Consider the following 17688-nt stretch of genomic DNA (forward strand, 5'->3'; position numbering starts at 1 on the left):
ATTTTACAATTTTTATGGTTTTTGAATACTCGATTTTACAATTTGGGTTTTTACAAGTGATGGCCTGCTGCAATTTTCGGCGTGAGAAAATCCATAGCCAGGGCTTAATGCGTTCGCCTTTGTAAATGACCTGGATCAGGCTGTCGCGGCTTTCAATATGTACCCGCTGTGTGTCTGCTATTGCAATGCCGGACACAGTATAAAACGCATCACTGTAATTGAAAACCCTTACCGGAATGGTGTCGTATATCAGGCTGTCGCGAAGAGTAGTCACGATGTCTTTCTGTTCATGAATGACTGTTTCGGAATACTGGTCAACGCGACCAGGCTTGATTTTCAGATTGCGGATTTCTGCTAAAATTTCCGGATAAATTTCTTTCAGCTCATCGTATTTCAGTTGAATAACATCCACTTTTGCAACCAGTTCACCGTTGCGGGATTTGTAATACTGTACCTCCTGATTTGCGGCAACAAATGATTGTTCCAGCCGAATGCGATTACTACGTTCGCTCTTGTACATTCTGCCCGTTATAAACGAAATAAAGGCAAACAGAAGTACTATGCAGAGCCATGTCAGATTATTGCGGTTTCGTTTCATTGTCGTTGTTGTTACTTGGGCGTTTTGTTTCACTCCAGATGTAAGAGGTGAGAATGGTCATGATTCCTGCAACACAGGCCGACGCAAGAACTTCCATGCCGTTGAAGATTGACAGAATGGCCAACACCGCCAGCAGAATCCCGGCGATGATGGTGATCAGATATCTTTTCGAGTGTTTCATTTTATTTCGTCTTTGTTTTATTCTTGTTTCTTTTTCGTATGCTCCGCCACAGAAACAGGCCTCCAATGCCAAGTATCAGAAAACCTAAGAGCCCGAGCTTTTTTTTTCATCGTCGGACAGAACATCATTGAGAAATTCAACAGGGATGGCTTTCAGCATGATCTGTTTTGCTTCGCCTACCGTAATTTTACCATCCCTGTTGATATCAAGCGAAGGGTTTCGCTCTGCAACTACCGATGCCGGGATCGTGGAAGACTGAATGACGTAGTTGTCGGGTTTGCCAATGGCGGCGGGCCAAAAGGTGATCATGTAAAGATCGTAGTAGCTTTTAATTCGTCCTGAATAGGGTTTGAAATATTTGTACACGTAATCCAATTGCTGCAGATTATTCATTTTATACAATGCCTGTGTGCTTGTCCCCAGCCACATGGCCGTGGTGGGCATGAACTGAATGAGGCCGGTTGCACGATAATAGGAGCGGGTACAAGCATCGGAGTGATCGCCTTTCTGCTTGTTTACAGCCTGAGCGTTGATGCCACTTTCATGCAGCATGACCACCATCAGCCAGTTTGGATTAATGGCCAGCTTTTCGCAAATGCTTTTGACTTTCTCTGCAAATGCACTTCGGCTCTCGCCTTTGTTACAGACTATGCGGTTAGTGAGAATCATTGTGCAATAATTTTTACGGTTCTTGAATCCACCCATCGTTCCGTGTTGTCTACAGTCAGAAACTTGATGTAATTCGTTTTGCCCTGTACAAGCGATCCCAGGAACTCTCCCAGTAAAACAAACCTTTCCACCGTGCAATACGGCTGCATTTTTTCGTTCAGGATTTTTGTGTCCGATGTACTAACCACCATTTTTGTTGTAAACCCTTTCACAGTGGTATCGTAGTAATCAAGCGGCTTTTTGAAAGTGACGACCGTTTTTGTGTTTGGATATTGCAGAAACATCTGTTTGAAATAGTCGAAAACATCCACATAGTCTTTACTCGAAGCAATCCACATGGTGTATGATTTTCCGGCGTATGCTTTGAAAGCGGCAGGCAGTCCCTCTTTCTTAACAATGTATCCAACCTGGATAAACTTGACATTGTTTTTCAGATCGAGTTCCTGCTTGCCGGTGGCATAACCAATGAAATCGCCCGGCTTTGCCTGAAACAAAATGTTGTTTCCCTTGGAGCTTTCATACCATGCTTCGTGATAACTGGCATCCGGAGTTTTTCGCACATACACTTCTTTTTTGGCAACCACCATCTGATTCTTTTTGGCGAAAGTCACAGCCGGTGCGCCGGATTTACCAGGGATCGTTGAAATCAGCGTCATGAGTTTCTGGTATTCATCGGCACTGAGTTCATTCTGCAACTCTGCAATCAGATCTCCGCCATACATCTTGTTGTACGATTTTACGACCTCGTCAAAATTGGTCATGTTCTTAGCGGCGTCATAAATTTTGTCGGTATTGGTGCTGTCAAAGCTTTTCAGAATGGAAATTCCTGACGGATTCAGCGCATCATGAATAACCGCGGCTTGCCTCACTTCCGGACTGTCGTCCAGTTTCATTTCGGTGTTCTTTTGCTGCGCTTTGGCAATCATGTTTTTGCCAATTTTGTACAGGATTAATCCGCTGAGTCCAATCACAGCGCCACCCACCAGTACCCGCCCGGGATGTTGCATAACATAGTCGAGTGCTTGTTCGGCCCGGGTTTCACCGGGAGCTTTTTTTGTATTTTCTTTTTTTGCTGCCATCAGATGAACATTTTGGCCTTGCGCACAAGACTGGGTTTAGCTTTGATTTTCTTTGAGAAATCGATGAAGTCTTTTGTGGAAAGTTCCTGGCGTGTAGTCTTCATCAGATCAAACATAGCCTGAAGGATTTCCTTTGCTTCATCAGCGCTTTGCGCTTCAATCTTAACTTTGAATTCGAAGGTTGTCATGATGAAAATTCTTTTTTCTTTTCAATGTATTCGAGCAATTCGGGAGCAAGGCTTTTGTTGGCCTCAATTTCGGAGAAGATGGAAAAGAGTTCGCCCAACAGTTGATTGTCGATGCTGTTGAGAAACTGACTGATCAGCGAGATCACTTCGAAGCGTTTTTGTTCATCGGACGACATCGGCACAGAGCTGTTTTGCGGTGCGGCAGTGGATTCGTAAACGATTCCGGATTTGTCATCTTTTGCCGGGAGCATTTTCTGTTCTTCTTTTTCATCAATTCCCATGAGCTCGGCAATGGGCTTACTGAGCTTCTCTTTTCTGATGCCGATGCTTTCCAGAATATCGCCCAGCATACCAGCGTAATACCGGATCTGGTTCTTTTGCTCCAGATTTGTTTCCAGTTCCTGGTTATGCGCTTCCAGTTCCTCAACCTTTGCTTTCAGTTCATCGTTTTCATCAGCAAGTTCTTTGACGATTTCTTTCATTTCGAAAAAGTCATTTTCGCGGCGTTTCTCTTCAAACCGGCGTTCAACAATTGCATTGATTTCGACTTCACCGAGCCCCGGAACAGTATGAGCAGGTTGAACATCGTTGTGGGTGCGCAGATCGCACACATTGCCATCAATTAATTTTCCTCCTTCCGTGATGAGATCAATTTTCAAAATCTCCGGTTGTTCCGTTTTCAGGAAGTTGTTGATCTGCCTGTTCATGAGTTCAACAGGTTCCATTTCTATCACCTTGTTGCTTCTATTATCGGTAAAAACAGTGGCGTTGAAAAAGACTTTAAACCCTTTTTCACTCTCCTTTTTCGCTCTCGCGTTAAGGCTTTTCAGAAAATATGAAACACTATTTGCTGCCATTTTATTTTGGTATTACTCGGATGAATTCAATCAACTGTACTGTGTTAGCCGGATTGGTGATTTTGATCTGTCCGGTGAATTCCCTGATCTGTGCAAAGACCTGGAGCTTGTAATGCTGATTAACTGTATAAACATTATTGTCGGCGCAGATCACGGTGTTGTTTGCGAGCTCTTTTGAAACCAGAAACAGATACTCATTGTAGGCGGGGTACAGATATTCAACCTCGTCGTCTTTTGTAAGAATGCTGAGCGATTCGAAGCGGTATTTTTTATACCCGCGTTCAAGCATCTGCTGGTTGATATATGAAAGAAGATACTGGTCCATTTTATTTTGTGGCTTTACAATACAGATAAACATTAACCTGATAGGGGAGGAAAGTTCCTTTGTCGTCTTTTGCAGTTGCGGCGTCCTGATAGTAGCCGCTGATCCGCATGTCGGGTGTGATCTGTTCTTCAATTTGCATAAAGTGATTGCATTTCAGCAAGGGTTTGTCAGCATATCCGACTGAATGATGCAACGGATGAACTTCGCCTGAATTAATCTGGATGCTGATTTCGCCTATGTGCTGAATTTCGTGACCGGTTTGAATAAATCCTTTCACCGTTGCCAGAATGCCTCTGCAACTAATAATGTGGGCAGGTATATTTTGATCAATCGGTATGACCTGGCCAGCTTTGCGGACGATAATCGGCAATATGAAATACCTGCGGATTTCCATTTTACTGTACGTTTTTCAGTTTCAGATAAATATTCAAAGAGTAGGGGAACGTTATTCCATCGCTGAACCCGCCATCTGTAAAACGGCCCTCAATGATGCTTCCACCAGCTTCCACCACTTCGTCATTGTCAAAAATCACAAACCGTTCGTTGGGTGTTGAGCTCTGATCAGTGGCCAGCAGTTTGGTTTCGAAGCCTTCGGGAAAGATTTCCTGTTCTGCAATGCGTAGTTCCATTGTGCTGCCGTAGTGCGATTCGTCTTTGGGAAGCGACACATAAATTCCCTCAACTTTTGAGTACAATTTATCCGTTGCAGCGGAGAACCGCACTGTTTGTCCCGGCGTTTCCACCTTGACTTTGATCATTTGATATTTGGTCAGTTTCATGATTTTGATTTTTATACAGGAATGGAAAGGGCTACCAGAGCGGATCACCCTAACCAGGCCTGTAGAACGTTTTAGTACTTGGTCACAGATGTTCCGATCAGGATTGCCTTCATGTACATGTTGGCCGGCGCGTTGGCGCCCCATTCAATGTTCAGTTCCATGGCTTGCTGATCAAGAATTACTTTCGGGTTGTCCATCACGAACAGTCCTTTGCGGATGTTCATGCCGGTAGTGTTGAATACATCGCACGATGTTGAAGGGATGAGGGTTGTGCCGTTTGCTTTGAATTCAAATTCACCGTTGCGGATAAAATCCGGCAGGATGTCGTAATTCACTTCGGCAGCACCTCTGTCTACTCCGGAAATACCTGCAAGAAGAATAATTCCGGCCAGCAGCATGATGTTTCCTTTTTCCAGCTTGGCGGAGCTGATGTTGCACTGACCCACAATTTTATTGTCGTCATCTTTCAGCATCTTAACGATTTTACTTGTTGCAATGCTTTTTGTGGTGTAGTAGGCAGCATCAACGGCCTGCAGCGTTTTGCCCGCAAGTCCCTGCTGGATTTCCTTTGGCAGCCAGTGGAGACGTTTCTCAAATTCTCCACGGCTGTTCTGCGTTCCGGTGCCAGCGGCAACGGTCTGTTTGGTCTGGGCCTGAATCTTACGAACAAACTGTTTACGTTCGTTCAGAGAGGCGCGTTCGATTGCTCCGAGAAGCTCTTCTTCTGAAATAGCTCCGAGCAGGTTGTAGTCGCTTGTAGCGATCTGTCCTAAGTTTAACATGATTGCACTTTTTATTGGTTATTTGATTTTGTTACAGGATTTGTACTTCCTGGATCTCTTCGTAATCAGCCAGCTCTCCCATGTCGTCTGGTGCAGATTCTATATCAATGGTTCTGAGATCCGGATTGTTTTCATTCAGAACTGGAAGTTCCGGGTTGTAGGGTGCAATGGCCAGATTGATCGGATCGCGGAAAACTCTTTTCAGAGGATCAGCAATGTTGAAGTCTCCGAGACCACTCAGAATGTCCTTTTTCAGGAACACTTTCACAGTTGAAGCAATACCGCTTGCAGCGACGCCACCGGCGATAAGCTTCAGATTTTTGTCTTTCAGAAAAATGGCTCCGCCAATTCCGGCAGAGATCTGAACGATGGGTTTGATAAGTGCTTTTGCCTGGAAACCGGTTGCGGTCTCGTCGATCGGCAATGCTTTATCAATGAGTTTTCCGGCGAGGTTGCCGCCAATCATTCCAATGATGATCAGTCCGGGCGTTTTGAGTTCTTCAAAAACTGTCTTTGCGTCCAGTTTAGGCTTTGTTGTTTTTGCATTTGCTGCCATGACAATTGATTTTTATAGGTTTTACTTAGTTTACTTATGAAAGCCGAATGGCCTTTACTTTGGCTTTGCGCGCGCTGGTCTTTGCTTTCGATTTCTTTTTGGGCCCCGGCTTTTTCTTTGCAGGTGCTGGCGTCCCGGATAAATTCTGAGTACCCGGAGCTTTTTTCTTTCCGCCGAACATTTTACTCACGCCCCAAATGGCCAGTCCTGCGCCGCCGATAGCAATCAGCGGATTTCGGGTTACCCAGCCAAAGAAGCCTCCTTCGCCTGATGAATCATCACCTGAATCGCCCGATCCATCATCGGTTGTATCCGATTTAAAATCTTCATCGGTGGCCATGATGTTATCGCCCTCGGCAACACTGGCATCTATTTCCATCTGCAGATTGCCGGCTTCATCCTGGGACATTACGCCGCTGTCCACCATGATTTTGAGACAAGATGCAATTACAGGAACTGCGGCAGCCAGAGCGGCGGCGGCAGGGGCGGCTCCCAATCCGGAAAGAAGAAATTCCGATTCAGCAGTACCGCTCAGCCCACCAGCTTTTCCTTTCAGAATGGCGCTTTTCAGTTTGTCGCGTTTGCCTTGCAGTTTATCGGCAAACATTTTTTCGACCTTCGCCAAAGCGTTTTTGCTCTTTTCCCATTTGTCTGCGGTGATGCCTTTGGTTGCTGCCTGTTCCTTTGTAGCATAACCCCATTTGAGTTTGCTTGCCATCTTTTTGATGTTCAGTTTGAGTGCAAGCAGAAATCCGTTCCTGGCCGAAATGGTCACCGGATTATAGCGGATAAAGGCTTTACCGCCTTTCTTTACTGCTTCTCCGACTTTTTTGAAAAAGCCTTTTTTTGTCGGATCAGCTTTTTTCTGTTCCTTTTTTGCCTGCTTTTTTGCTTTGCTCTTTTTACCACTGAGTTCGCCCAGCAACTCTTCATCGCTCAGATTGTCGAGCTCCGACCAGTCGTTGTCCAGTCCTTCCAGATCTGAATTCTCAGGAATGATGTCCAGCTGATAATGCTTGTTCAAAGCATCTTCGTTCTGAGCCAAAATGGTCAGGGCTTTGTCGCGATTGGGTGTGTTCCAGTTCTCAATAGCGTAATCGAGCATTTTAAGAAATGCAGGAGGATAGTCCACGTTCTGGACAAGTTGCGGTTTACCGGCAATGATATTGCGGGTTTTTACAAGGTGGTCATAGATGGCCTGCAGTCGTTCCTGCTGGCTGTCTGCACCGAGATTTTCAAATCCTTCCAGATCGTTCACCAGATCCATTACATTGGTCGTGGTGCCGGAAAGGACGGCTACATTAATTCCGTTCAGGCTCATGGTAAAATCTTTTTTAGCGGTGTATGGTTTTTCGTAATTGAAGCGCGAAAGCACGCAGTCGATGATGTATTCGCCGCTTTCGTTTTCTTTTGGCACGACCACATAAACATGCTGATACATGCCCTGGTCATACTTGGTAATGCGGAACCGGTGGGGGATTCTGAGGTTGGTAAGAATGGAAGAAACAAAAATGGAGAAGCAGTCGCAGTCGATTCCGGTCTCACGTTCCGACCAGCTACGGCTTGGCCGGCGCAGTTGTTCCAGCCCTTTCTGATCGAGTTTGTATTGCACATGATTGTAGAGAAAATTCCAGATGTTTTCGCAGGTTTCTGCTACTGTTCTGCCTTTCAGACGCGGAGCAATTTTCTTTGTGTCGTTGATGTATTTCCAAACGACTTTCTTCATCAGCTCAACGGTGTCTTCGACTTCGCCATCTTTGATTATGACTCTGTCCTTTTCATCCGGAAATCCAAAGAACTGGTCAAACCGACTTCCGTCCTGAATGGGGCGATAGCCACTGCTGATGGATTGTATGGAGAACTTGTTGCTCATAATATTTTCTCCGGTTCTGATTCGTACGAAAGTCCGTTGGCATAAAGCGAATACTGCATTTCAAGCGGAATTGCAAGGGCATCACCAACTGCGTTCATATCTTTCACTTTGAATGCAGCAATGATCTGCGGAATTTTTGCAAGCAAGCCGCCGACATATCCAACCAGAATTGTCCAGGGAACCGCCACTTCAATCGTGTCGATCTTTGTTTCAGCAAGTGGCAGGATTTTGAAAACCTTGTTTTCAGGTCGCGAACTGGCAATGTATTTCCCATTTGTTGTCAGTGTAATCACCGGTTTGGTAATGTTCATTGTTGACCGGGTCGGGTTTGCAACATTGATTTCAGTCCGCACAACAAGACCTCGCATATCAATGGCATGAACACGCGGATTGGAAAGCGAGGTCACTACCTTCTCGGAAATTTTCTTCATCCCGAGGAGTTTGTAGACTCCGTAGCCAAGCCCACCAATAATTCCTATTTTAAAAAGGAAATTCATTTGCGTCGTGGATTTCTAATAAAGTCAATCATTAACTTGACGCCATAGCCCACCAGGGCCGAAACGGCAGCATACAGCGCAACCTCAAGGATTGCCTGAAATGAGATCGTAGCGAAAAGGGGGTTGAGGGAAAGCGCCTTTCCCATTCCTCCGGCCATTCCCGATGCCGTTGATACAATCGAATTTGTTTCGTTCTGTGACATATCTTTGCTTTTTTGCCCTTTGTCGGGCGGTTAGTGATACAAAGATGTGTCGGTGAGCGGGGTATGCTGTTGCAAAAGTTAACCAACCAGAGCGAAGTAGGGCAAAGTGTTACAAAGTTGGGCGAGAGTTGGGGTGTTTTTGAGCCTTGTTTGGCAAGTAACCCAAAATTGCGTAAATAAAATTTGATTGATTTGCAAACATCAATATATCAACAAGATATGATACGTTTTCAAAATAAATGCACAATTTATTTAATCTGCATAGATGCAATTGCTATATTTGTGTTGCGTCTGCAGGACATACATACAATTATAAAAGATCAAAATACGCAATGACAGAACAAGAAGCAATAAAAGCACATCTGACAACCAATTATATCAGTCAAAACGGTATGACATTTATTTCTGGACTGTGCGGCGGACTTAAAGACGCCAGAAAAATATCAGGTAGACACATGGACACTGGCGACAAATTTCCAGACAATTCAAAATGCTCTAAAGATGACAACGGACCGTACTTCAGAGGACATTTAGGTAGTTGGCTTGGCACAATGGGTTATTTGGCATTGTTAGATCAAATTGGAAAATGTTATAAGCCAAAAAGCAAAGCAAAAATTACTGGAAGCATATCAGCAATAAAAAAGTGCTTGAAATACTTCACAACGCTTAGCGATGACGAAATCGACATTATTTACGCCTTGAGAAATGCTTTTTTTCATGACTATAGCATTTTTAATAAATACAATGGAAAGAACAATTTTTTTCATCTTGGTCATCATCCGACTAAACCAATTGTAAAAGCACCAGCTGAAAACTGGGACGGAAATTACAACAATGTAAAACTAGAATCGCAGACCTGGGCTAATCTTGAAGCAATCGGTGACTTGGTTGAGAAAATTTACGAAGACCTTCAACAACTTGCTTTAACCAACCAGTTAGACATTGAATTGGACGGCGGTCACGAAGAACTTTTTAGAAGATATATCTTTGTATCCAGTGAAAAAGTAAAATAATTGCCGGTAAAAGTACCTTTGCGTTATGGTGTTGGAAATGAGAATATGAACAGTATCACAATTAATAAACTGTATGCGCTCAGAAAAGTTAGAGAATCTAATCCGCCAAAACGCAAAGGTACAAAAGGTAATGTGTCCTGCTATGACGGCATTAATATCATTAAAGTTGAGCAATAATTTCATATAGGATGAAAAAGACAACAAAGACAACGGGAAATAGAAAAGCGAAAAAAAAGCGAAACAAAAAATATATGGGAGCTATCGTTCAATCTGCCAAATCTAAAGCACAAGTGGAAGAAAACAACTACAGACCAGCAATAGATTTTTTATCTGGTTACAATTCAAATATAAATTCGCTTTCGAATCAACTTAGTCATTTGACATCCCCTATTTATCAAACATCATTATTAAATGCTTTTTGTGGTATTCAAGACAAACTTTCTTCGTTTAATACGTTTGAAAGTATGTTGCCGAAATTTGACCAACACAATTTTATATCACCAGCCTTAGACTTTTCAAGACATGCGACACTTGCATATAGTGGTTTGTCAACACTTGACACAGTAAATAATTTGGCTTCACTAGTGACTCCAAATTATCCTAGTTGGTATGGTGAAACAATTGCTAAAAGTTCATTTCTAACTTCTCCTGATTTTGCTGGTTTAGATATTTTTCAATCAAGTAAATCTTTGATAGAAATGTTTGGTTCTCAAAATTTGTCAGCATTTAGTGTGCAATCAAGTTTAGCAAAAGCAACAGAATATTCTCTCTACACAGAAAAATCACTTGCCAATTTTTCATGGGCTGACCTTGGATATAAAGTAGGTTTGGATGAAGTGTCAAAAGGGTTGATTAGTAGTTCATTTTTGGAACTTTCAATGGACTATTCAGAACTTCTAAGGTCTTTTGGTACAAATCCATCTTCATATATTGAGCTTAGCCCGTCATTAACAAAACTGGCTCCAGTTGAGCTATATACAGGTGCAAATCTTTTAGAATTGCTTTCTGCGGACGAAGAAATAACAACAGAGGAAGAATTATTAAAAAATGAGATTCAATATGAAAACGAGTACTCACTAAATCTATATTTGCCAAAAGTTCATTCTGGTCTTTTGAACATGTGGAAAGGGGCAATAGAAACATTTAATACAAATAATTCTGACAAAGTAAGACAGTTTACGGCTTCATTAAGGGAATTATTCACTCATGTTTTGCATCAGCTTGCACCAGATGATAAAGTGAAAACTTGGACAGAAAACCCAACCTTTTATGATCAAGGCAAGCCAACAAGAAAAGCAAGATTGCATTTTATATGCAGAAATATTTCAAATAAACCGTTTGATAAATTTGTAGAAAAGAATATTCAAGCAACTCTTGAGTTTATTAACATTTTTCAGGATGGGACACATAGCATCGAAAGTGGTTTCACACCACAACAATTAATCGCTATGAAAAGCAAAGCTGAAACAACTTTAAAGTTCCTACTTGAAATAGAATTCAGTACAAACAGACAATGAATAGACATGGACAAAAATGCACAAAAACATAACAGCACCTACAAGAAATTTGCGGTTCAGTGGTTAAATGAAGCTTTGTCCTTCGTGTTAAGTTTTGGTGAGGCAGACATTATAATGCTTCTAAATCGCCAACTTCTTGTAGGTGCAAACCGTTAACTGACACTCAACTTAAAACGACACGACAACAGAACAATAAATTAATAAAAACAAAGATATGAGCTGTTATATTTGCGGACAACCCGCCACATCACAAGAACACGCTCCTGCGAGATGTTTTTTTCCAATAGGAGAAGTAAAGGGAATATTAACTAAGGTTGACTCTTGTGCGGTGCACAATGAAGACACTTCCAAAGATGACGAGTATGTAAGAAATATCATAGCTATGACAATTGGTAATAACGAAGTGGCACTTTCTCACTTTCTTCAAAGTTGTGTAAAATCATTTATTAGAAGCCCTAAACTTTTATCTGCCACGACTAAAGTCAGAAAAGGTGTTTATTACAGGGAAAAAGAAGGTGAAGAGATAAAACCTACTTACGCATTTCAGATTGACAGAGATAGAATTGACTTGGTTATGCGGAAAATCGCATATGCTACTTATTTTAATAAATATGGAACTACTTGGAACAGAGAATTAGCAATTGGTACTGAATTTCTGCGGCACGCCGGAATGGATGCCGATGATTTTGGTATTCTAATTCAAAGTGCAAAAAAAGTATTGGACACTCCAACATTTGAAGGAACAAACCCTGAAGTATTCAAGTTTTCATTCCTTCAGACGGAATCCGAAGACACTAACGACCAAATTTTAGTAATGAAATTTTATGAGGGTTTTGAAGTCTGGGTTTTTGCACAGGCTGACACGACTGGACCTAAATTATAAAATCCCATGGACGATTATCAAACAAATGTTGAGAGATTAAAAAACTTAATGACAAGTGCAGCTACTAACTTGGTAATTGATGAACAAAACGAAAATGAATACAAGCAACTGAGACAATTACTTCTTAGACAAGAAAGATTTAAAACCTTAGCTCCAAAATTTGTAACGACTTGTGGCACTCTCAAAGAGTTTAAAATAGAAATGCAAGTTGTTTCAAAACCATATGATGGAAGACGAACATTTATAAGAGATGCTTTTTACCCACTTGTCAACTCTTTATACGGAACAGAAACAATGGCTGACGCAATAGCGGATATTGTTCAACAAGTTGACTTCGGGCAACTAAACCTTTTACCTCAAGACATTCAAGATAAAGGACGTGAAATGTCTGATGTGTATTTATACTTGTATTGCATTGAAAACTCATTGAGAATATTCATTGGAGAGATAATGACAACAGAAACGGTTACTGTACCGACAAAAGTTCAAGACACAATTAACAAAATGAAAGAAAGCGAAAAGGAAAGTAAATATCTTCCTGTTCGTGGAGACAATGAGTTGTTCTATTGCGACTTTATCCAACTCGGGAAAATAATTTTTGCTAACTGGAATGTTTTTGGAAAATATTTTCCGAATAAAAATGAACATTGGTTGAATGTAATGATTGACGAACTTTATAAGATTCGATGCTTAGTGGCTCATAACAGTTTTGTGGGTGACCACGAAAGACAAAGCCTTAAAGTGTATTACAAAAGCATAACATTACAACTAAAGCTATAACGACAGAAAGCCGAATTGCTAAAAGTACCAACCCAAAAGGTGGAATTTCGTGTTCCAATGGCAGTTTGGGGGGTAATCAAGCAGTGGTTTTTCAATTTAAGTTTTGTGATAAAAGTCCCACCCTTTAGGTAGCTGCAAAACGTTAAACGTCATTCACTTTTAACAAAAAAACAGAAGGAGCATAACATAAAGAATTCAAAGTTGAACAATTACTATCTCTATGTATTGAATACAATGGCTGATTGGGACATCATCCTTATTGCAGCTTCGTCAGTTTGACATAATCCAGTTTCTGAATTTTCTTTGTCCCGTCAGTGCTTGTATATTGAACTGTTGCACGATGATATTTTTCATCCAAAGTAAGAATCTCTCCTTCTCTAACTTCATTTCCATAAATCCACCTCACTTTATCTCCAATGTTGAACTTGTAGGAATCTATTTTTTTTTGAAACTCAACCAGCTTTTCGTTATACTGCTCTTTCGATAGATTCGTGACATACTTCGTATAGATTGTACTCAGCTCTTCTTCGCCATAAATTGTCTTGTGTTTTATGACAACCTGCCTTGATTGCGTTTTGAGTTGAATAATTTGCCCATAATAAATTTCATCCGATTTTGTAAATGACACAAAATCATCAATCTCGTATCCCTCTCTTCCTGCTGCCACATCATCAAATCGTATTAAATCTGCTTTTGAAAACGCATTATTTCGGAATATCATTCCATTGAAACTCGGATACTTTCTCTTTGCTTTTTTTATACACTTTTCAAATGATTCATCAATTGTCCCTGTCCATGATACCTTTACTTTTACTGTTGCTATATAAGTGTATTTCTGATATGGCTCACATCTTAGAAAAATGTAAATTCCCGCTACTCTGTCTCCAACATAAGCAAGAGTGTAATCTTTTGATGATGTTTCTGATTGAGCTTTTACAGGAATGGTTTGGAAAACAAAAATGCCACAAAGCAGGTAAGCAGCGTACAAAAAGAATTGTTTCATAATTGTATAATTTCACGCCACCCAGTCCCAAGGCGACATTAATAATCAGAAAGCGTGGGACAAATTCTATCGTGTCAAATATTCAGATTAAAATCGATAGTTACGCTTTTTTGCCAATAAAATGCACGTTTTTTACGACATGCGAATACAAAGATAGAAAAATGATTTGAATATTATTTTGTAAAGTTCTACCTTGTCAAGGTCGCACATTTTTTCAACACCGAATTTTACCTTTAGAGATTAAATTGATTAAAAGCCAATTCCTTTATATCTCTAAATCACGGCTCATCCAAAAACTCATATATCATCTTCACCTGCCAGGCAAGCAAAGGCCTACGGGAGAGCTTCAACTTCTTTTCTATTGGTTTGAGCCATTTACGGAAAGTGTTGCGGCAAACACCGTATTCCAGGGCTAATTCTTTCTGAGTTTTTACGACCTTTGACATGGCTTGATTGTTTTTATCAAAGATACGTGAACATCCGGAAAATGTTGCTACCACAGGTTTTCATTCAGTCTGATGCATCCTTATACTGTAGATTGCACAAAAAAAGGCCACCGGATCGGTGACCTTTTACAGAATTGATTTTTGTTAGTTGGGGTTTATATCAAAAGAGAATGACGTTTTGCCAGCATCATATTTTTTCGTCAGCTTGTCCATATCACGGCCGACCTTATTGTCAAGAAGCTTGGCGTAGATCTGCGTCATCGAAATTGAGCTGTGTCCGAGCATTTTTGAGACACTTTCGATAGGAATGCCATTGTTCAGGGTAACTGTGGTGGCAAAAGTGTGTCTTGCCATGTGCGTTGTAATTTCCTTTTCAATGCCACAAACATCTGCAACTTCCTTCAGATAGGCATTCAGTTTCTGGTTTGACAAAACAGGCAGCAGCACATTTTTATCCTGGCAATACGGATGATACTTGTATTTATCAAGTATTTCCTTTGCAACTGGTAACAGGGGAACATGCGAAAGCATATCTGTTTTATGCCGCTTTGCATGAATCCAAAGCCTGCCATCATCGGAGCGCACAAGGTTTTCAGGCTTCAGCCGTTGTAAATCAGAATAAGCATAGCCGGTAAAACACCCGAACAGAAAGACATCTGCCACCATCTGCAGCCGCTCTGAATTGAACTTCTTCGTTCTGATTATTTCCAATTCCTTATTTGTCAGAAAACCCTTTTCCACTTTTTCCAGACGGAACTTAATGTTGGCAAACGGATTGACCGGTATCCAGCCATTTCCGGTACAAATGGACATGATCTTTTTGAAGTTTTTCAGGTACTTTGTCGCCGTGTTGTGGCAGCAACCGCGTGTGGTCTTTAGAAATGCATCGAAACCAGTAATAAAGTCCGGGGTTATCTTTCGTAAAGGCAGATCAGTTACTCTATAGCGTTCCATCATATACTGTCTAAGTAACGTAAGATTTGTTACATATCTCGTATAGGTAGCTTTTGCAAAGTCTTTACCGATCAGTATTTTCACTCTGTCATTGTGTTCCTGAAAAACAGAACACAAGGTTTTTTCGTCAATTGCAACGCCCAGAAATGAGTTTTTTATATTCAGAGCCGTAAGCTCCCGAACCTCCTCGCGCAGCTTATTTGCGTGATCTGAGATCTGGAGCCGCACGTAGTGAATATAGTCATTAATGTCTTTTGCCTCCTTTGTGTTGCCAGAAGCACCTCCTTTTTCGGAATTCCACAGCTCCGGATTGATTGATTTTGCAATTGAAAATTCTTCTTTTCCGCTGTCAGCCGAGATTTTCACGAAGATAGGGACTTCTCCGTTTTGAAGAATCCTTGTTCTTTTAATGTAAAACGAGATTGAAATTTTGGTTCTCTTTGTCATCTGGACCTCCTTGTTTTTGTTAGTTAAAAGTACGAAATTTAAGGCTTCAGACAAAATGCAAAGTACTGCATTACAGCGAATAAGAACCAAATTAGCTGACAAGGGACTTATTTTAAAAGTGGTAGCTAAAAAGACAGTAAACTAGGTTGTTTTTTGCGATATTTTACAAAGATTTAAGAAATAAAAAAGTCCTGAAATCATTGATTTTCAGGACTTTACGTTGTTTTACTCTTTGTTTCCGCGGAGAGCGAGGGATTCGAACCCCCGGACCCTTGCGGGTCAACGGTTTTCAAGACCGCCGCGATCGACCACTCTGCCAGCTCTCCGCGACAAAAGTACAAATAATTTTTAATTCACAGCTCCCGATTTGCTCCCTTTTCTTTAACTGACTGATTTTGCGCACGAAACAAAATTGCACCGTAAACTTATCCGCGAAGCACCATGGCTAACTCTCTTGGCCTTTTGCCTTATTTTGATTATATTTGTACTGCCAAAAACTCACCTTATGAAAAAGCTTCTATTGCTTCTGGTCATCGGTTTCTGCACTATAAATATTTTTGCTGCGCCAAAGAAACTGAATGTTTATATTTCTTATTGCACTTTTTACAGTCCGCAGGATGGGCCTTATGTTGAAACATATCTGGCATACAATGGCAATTCGGTCAATTATCAACTAAATGAAAACGGACTGCTACAGGCAAAACTCGAAGTGCTGATTCTTTTCAAGCAGAATGACTCAATTAAAGCGTTTCGTAAATACAACCTGCATAGTCCTGAGATGAAAGATTCGCTGGGTTTTAATATGCTTTTCCACGATCAGCAGCGAATCAGTGTTCCAAATGGTGACTATTCGATGGAAATTTCTATTAAAGATGCGTATGGAACTGAACCGGCTATTGTAATTGCGGAGCCGGTAACGATTGATTATAAAAACAAAGAAATTCAGATTTCAGGGATTGAACTTTTGCAGTCCGCAGAAAAAGCGACTACTCCCAGTGGTAGTTCCAAAGCTGGTTTCGACCTGCTTCCTTTGCCGCTGAATATTTATCCGACGTCAGTTTCGAAGCTTTTGTTTTATGCAGAAATGTATAATATGCTTTCGATATTGGGCGACAGCAGTAAATATCTTTTCAGAACATACATTGAGGAATTGCAGACTAGTCGCAAGATTCCGGGCCTTGTGTTTCAAAAAAGACTTGATTCGAAAAACGCGGAAGCCATTATACATGAGTTCGAAATCTCAACTTTGCCAACCGGAAATTATTTTCTTGTGCTCGAAATCAAAGACCGTGAAAACAACCTGATGGCTTCGAACCGTGTTTTTTTCGAACGATGGAATGATAGCGAGCAGGAGCTTGCCATGGTTGATGATTCTTATGTTGCGGCATCTTTTGTAAGCAGCATGACGCAAATCGATTCACTCAAGGAATTTATCCGCTCGCTCAGACCGATATCAACTGAGATGGAAAAAGTGTATGTTGACAACAACATGAAGACAGCTGATGTCGCGGCATTACAGCGCTTTTTTCTTAATTTCTGGATACAGCGAAACGAGGCATCGCCTGAAACTGCATGGATCGATTATTACAAGCAGGTGATAAAAGTGAATGCGAATTTCAGCACACGAATTCGAAAAGGGTATGAGACAGATCGTGGATATGTTTATTTAAAATATGGCGAACCAAACACCATTACTGCTGTTCCGCACGAGCCTGCTGCTTATCCGTATGAGATCTGGCATTATTATAAAGTCATGAATCAGAGTAACCGGAAATTTATTTTCTGCAATGCTGATCTTGTAACCAATGATTACGAGCTCATTCACAGCGATGCTATTGGCGAAATTTATGACTCAAACTGGAAATCAAAGTTGCTGAAGCGCAATTTCACCACCAACAGTCTGGATGAGCAGAAGCCCGATTTCGGCTGGGGCAGCAAGGTTGATGAATATTTCAGCACCCCGCACTAACACGCAAAGAAATTCTCACGCAGAGGTCGCAAAGACGCAGAGATATTTCTCACGCAAAGATCGCAGAGGGATTTGTCTCGCGGAAATTT

The 17688-nt window shown here is 41.3% G+C and carries 19 protein-coding genes, 1 tRNA gene and 1 pseudogene (1 of these 21 cut by a window edge); 5 read left to right on the plus strand and 16 right to left on the minus strand.

Annotated features, from left to right (window positions below):
- The 13 genes and pseudogenes from A2W93_12110 to A2W93_12170 form a co-directional block, all read right to left on the minus strand.
- Positions 1 to 520: pseudogene (locus tag A2W93_12110) on the minus strand (hypothetical protein) (it extends 233 nt beyond the left edge of the window).
- Between the two features lie 58 nt (positions 521 to 578).
- On the minus strand, positions 579 to 851 hold the full coding sequence (locus A2W93_12115) for a hypothetical protein (protein ID OFY56367.1): 273 nt from the start codon (positions 849 to 851) through the stop codon (positions 579 to 581).
- Positions 852 to 863: 12 nt separating this feature from the next.
- Positions 864 to 1448 (minus strand): hypothetical protein, encoded by a 585-nt coding sequence (locus A2W93_12120; GenBank protein OFY56368.1) that lies wholly within the window; start codon positions 1446 to 1448, stop codon positions 864 to 866.
- Positions 1445 to 2527, minus strand: a complete 1083-nt coding sequence (locus A2W93_12125; protein OFY56369.1) for a hypothetical protein — start codon at positions 2525 to 2527, stop codon at positions 1445 to 1447. Before A2W93_12125 ends, A2W93_12120 begins: the two co-directional genes overlap by 4 nt.
- Positions 2527 to 2715 carry a hypothetical protein gene (locus A2W93_12130; protein ID OFY56370.1) on the minus strand — a complete coding sequence of 63 codons (189 nt, stop codon included), beginning with the start codon at positions 2713 to 2715 and terminating at the stop codon, positions 2527 to 2529. Before A2W93_12130 ends, A2W93_12125 begins: the two co-directional genes overlap by 1 nt.
- Positions 2712 to 3572 carry a hypothetical protein gene (locus tag A2W93_12135; GenBank protein ID OFY56371.1) on the minus strand — a complete coding sequence of 287 codons (861 nt, stop codon included), beginning with the start codon at positions 3570 to 3572 and terminating at the stop codon, positions 2712 to 2714. Before A2W93_12135 ends, A2W93_12130 begins: the two co-directional genes overlap by 4 nt.
- A gap of 1 nt (position 3573) precedes the next feature.
- Positions 3574 to 3897: a hypothetical protein gene (locus A2W93_12140; GenBank protein ID OFY56372.1), complete on the minus strand. Its 324-nt coding sequence runs from the start codon at positions 3895 to 3897 to the stop codon at positions 3574 to 3576.
- A 1-nt stretch (position 3898) separates the two neighbouring features.
- Positions 3899 to 4291 carry a hypothetical protein gene (locus tag A2W93_12145; GenBank protein OFY56373.1) on the minus strand — a complete coding sequence of 131 codons (393 nt, stop codon included), beginning with the start codon at positions 4289 to 4291 and terminating at the stop codon, positions 3899 to 3901.
- Between the two features lies 1 nt (position 4292).
- Positions 4293 to 4676: a hypothetical protein gene (locus tag A2W93_12150; GenBank protein ID OFY56374.1), complete on the minus strand. Its 384-nt coding sequence runs from the start codon at positions 4674 to 4676 to the stop codon at positions 4293 to 4295.
- A gap of 71 nt (positions 4677 to 4747) precedes the next feature.
- On the minus strand, positions 4748 to 5458 hold the full coding sequence (locus A2W93_12155; GenBank protein OFY56375.1) for a hypothetical protein: 711 nt from the start codon (positions 5456 to 5458) through the stop codon (positions 4748 to 4750).
- 31 nt (positions 5459 to 5489) lie between these two features.
- Positions 5490 to 6014 carry a hypothetical protein gene (locus A2W93_12160; protein ID OFY56376.1) on the minus strand — a complete coding sequence of 175 codons (525 nt, stop codon included), beginning with the start codon at positions 6012 to 6014 and terminating at the stop codon, positions 5490 to 5492.
- Between the two features lie 34 nt (positions 6015 to 6048).
- Complete coding sequence (locus tag A2W93_12165; protein ID OFY56377.1) at positions 6049 to 7887, minus strand: hypothetical protein; 1839 nt, start codon at positions 7885 to 7887, stop codon at positions 6049 to 6051.
- Complete coding sequence (locus A2W93_12170) at positions 7884 to 8384, minus strand: hypothetical protein (GenBank protein OFY56378.1); 501 nt, start codon at positions 8382 to 8384, stop codon at positions 7884 to 7886. Before A2W93_12170 ends, A2W93_12165 begins: the two co-directional genes overlap by 4 nt.
- Before the next feature lie 442 nt (positions 8385 to 8826).
- On the opposite strand from A2W93_12170, the gene A2W93_12175 reads away from it, so the two are divergent.
- The 4 genes from A2W93_12175 (at position 8827) to A2W93_12190 (ending at position 12780) form a co-directional block, all read left to right on the plus strand.
- Positions 8827 to 9600 carry a hypothetical protein gene (locus A2W93_12175; protein OFY56379.1) on the plus strand — a complete coding sequence of 258 codons (774 nt, stop codon included), beginning with the start codon at positions 8827 to 8829 and terminating at the stop codon, positions 9598 to 9600.
- Positions 9601 to 9788: 188 nt separating this feature from the next.
- Positions 9789 to 11117, plus strand: a complete 1329-nt coding sequence (locus A2W93_12180) for a hypothetical protein (GenBank protein OFY56380.1) — start codon at positions 9789 to 9791, stop codon at positions 11115 to 11117.
- A gap of 382 nt (positions 11118 to 11499) precedes the next feature.
- A complete protein-coding gene (locus A2W93_12185) occupies positions 11500 to 12000 on the plus strand; it encodes a hypothetical protein (protein ID OFY56381.1) in 501 nt (166 codons plus the stop codon).
- Positions 12001 to 12048: 48 nt separating this feature from the next.
- On the plus strand, positions 12049 to 12780 hold the full coding sequence (locus tag A2W93_12190) for a hypothetical protein (GenBank protein ID OFY56382.1): 732 nt from the start codon (positions 12049 to 12051) through the stop codon (positions 12778 to 12780).
- 256 nt (positions 12781 to 13036) lie between these two features.
- On the opposite strand, the gene A2W93_12195 is transcribed toward A2W93_12190, so the two are convergent.
- The 3 genes from A2W93_12195 to A2W93_12205 all read right to left on the minus strand — a co-directional run bounded on the left by A2W93_12195 (position 13037) and on the right by A2W93_12205 (position 15956).
- Complete coding sequence (locus tag A2W93_12195) at positions 13037 to 13783, minus strand: hypothetical protein (protein ID OFY56383.1); 747 nt, start codon at positions 13781 to 13783, stop codon at positions 13037 to 13039.
- A 590-nt stretch (positions 13784 to 14373) separates the two neighbouring features.
- A complete protein-coding gene (locus A2W93_12200) occupies positions 14374 to 15630 on the minus strand; it encodes a hypothetical protein (GenBank protein ID OFY56397.1) in 1257 nt (418 codons plus the stop codon).
- Positions 15631 to 15871: 241 nt separating this feature from the next.
- Positions 15872 to 15956: transfer RNA gene (locus A2W93_12205), tRNA-Ser, on the minus strand.
- 179 nt (positions 15957 to 16135) lie between these two features.
- On the opposite strand from A2W93_12205, the gene A2W93_12210 reads away from it, so the two are divergent.
- On the plus strand, positions 16136 to 17599 hold the full coding sequence (locus A2W93_12210) for a hypothetical protein (GenBank protein OFY56384.1): 1464 nt from the start codon (positions 16136 to 16138) through the stop codon (positions 17597 to 17599).
- The last annotated feature ends 89 nt before the right edge of the window (positions 17600 to 17688 follow it).

The organism is Bacteroidetes bacterium GWF2_43_63, from assembly GCA_001769275.1.
In the GTDB taxonomy this organism is placed as follows: domain Bacteria; phylum Bacteroidota; class Bacteroidia; order Bacteroidales; family DTU049; genus GWF2-43-63.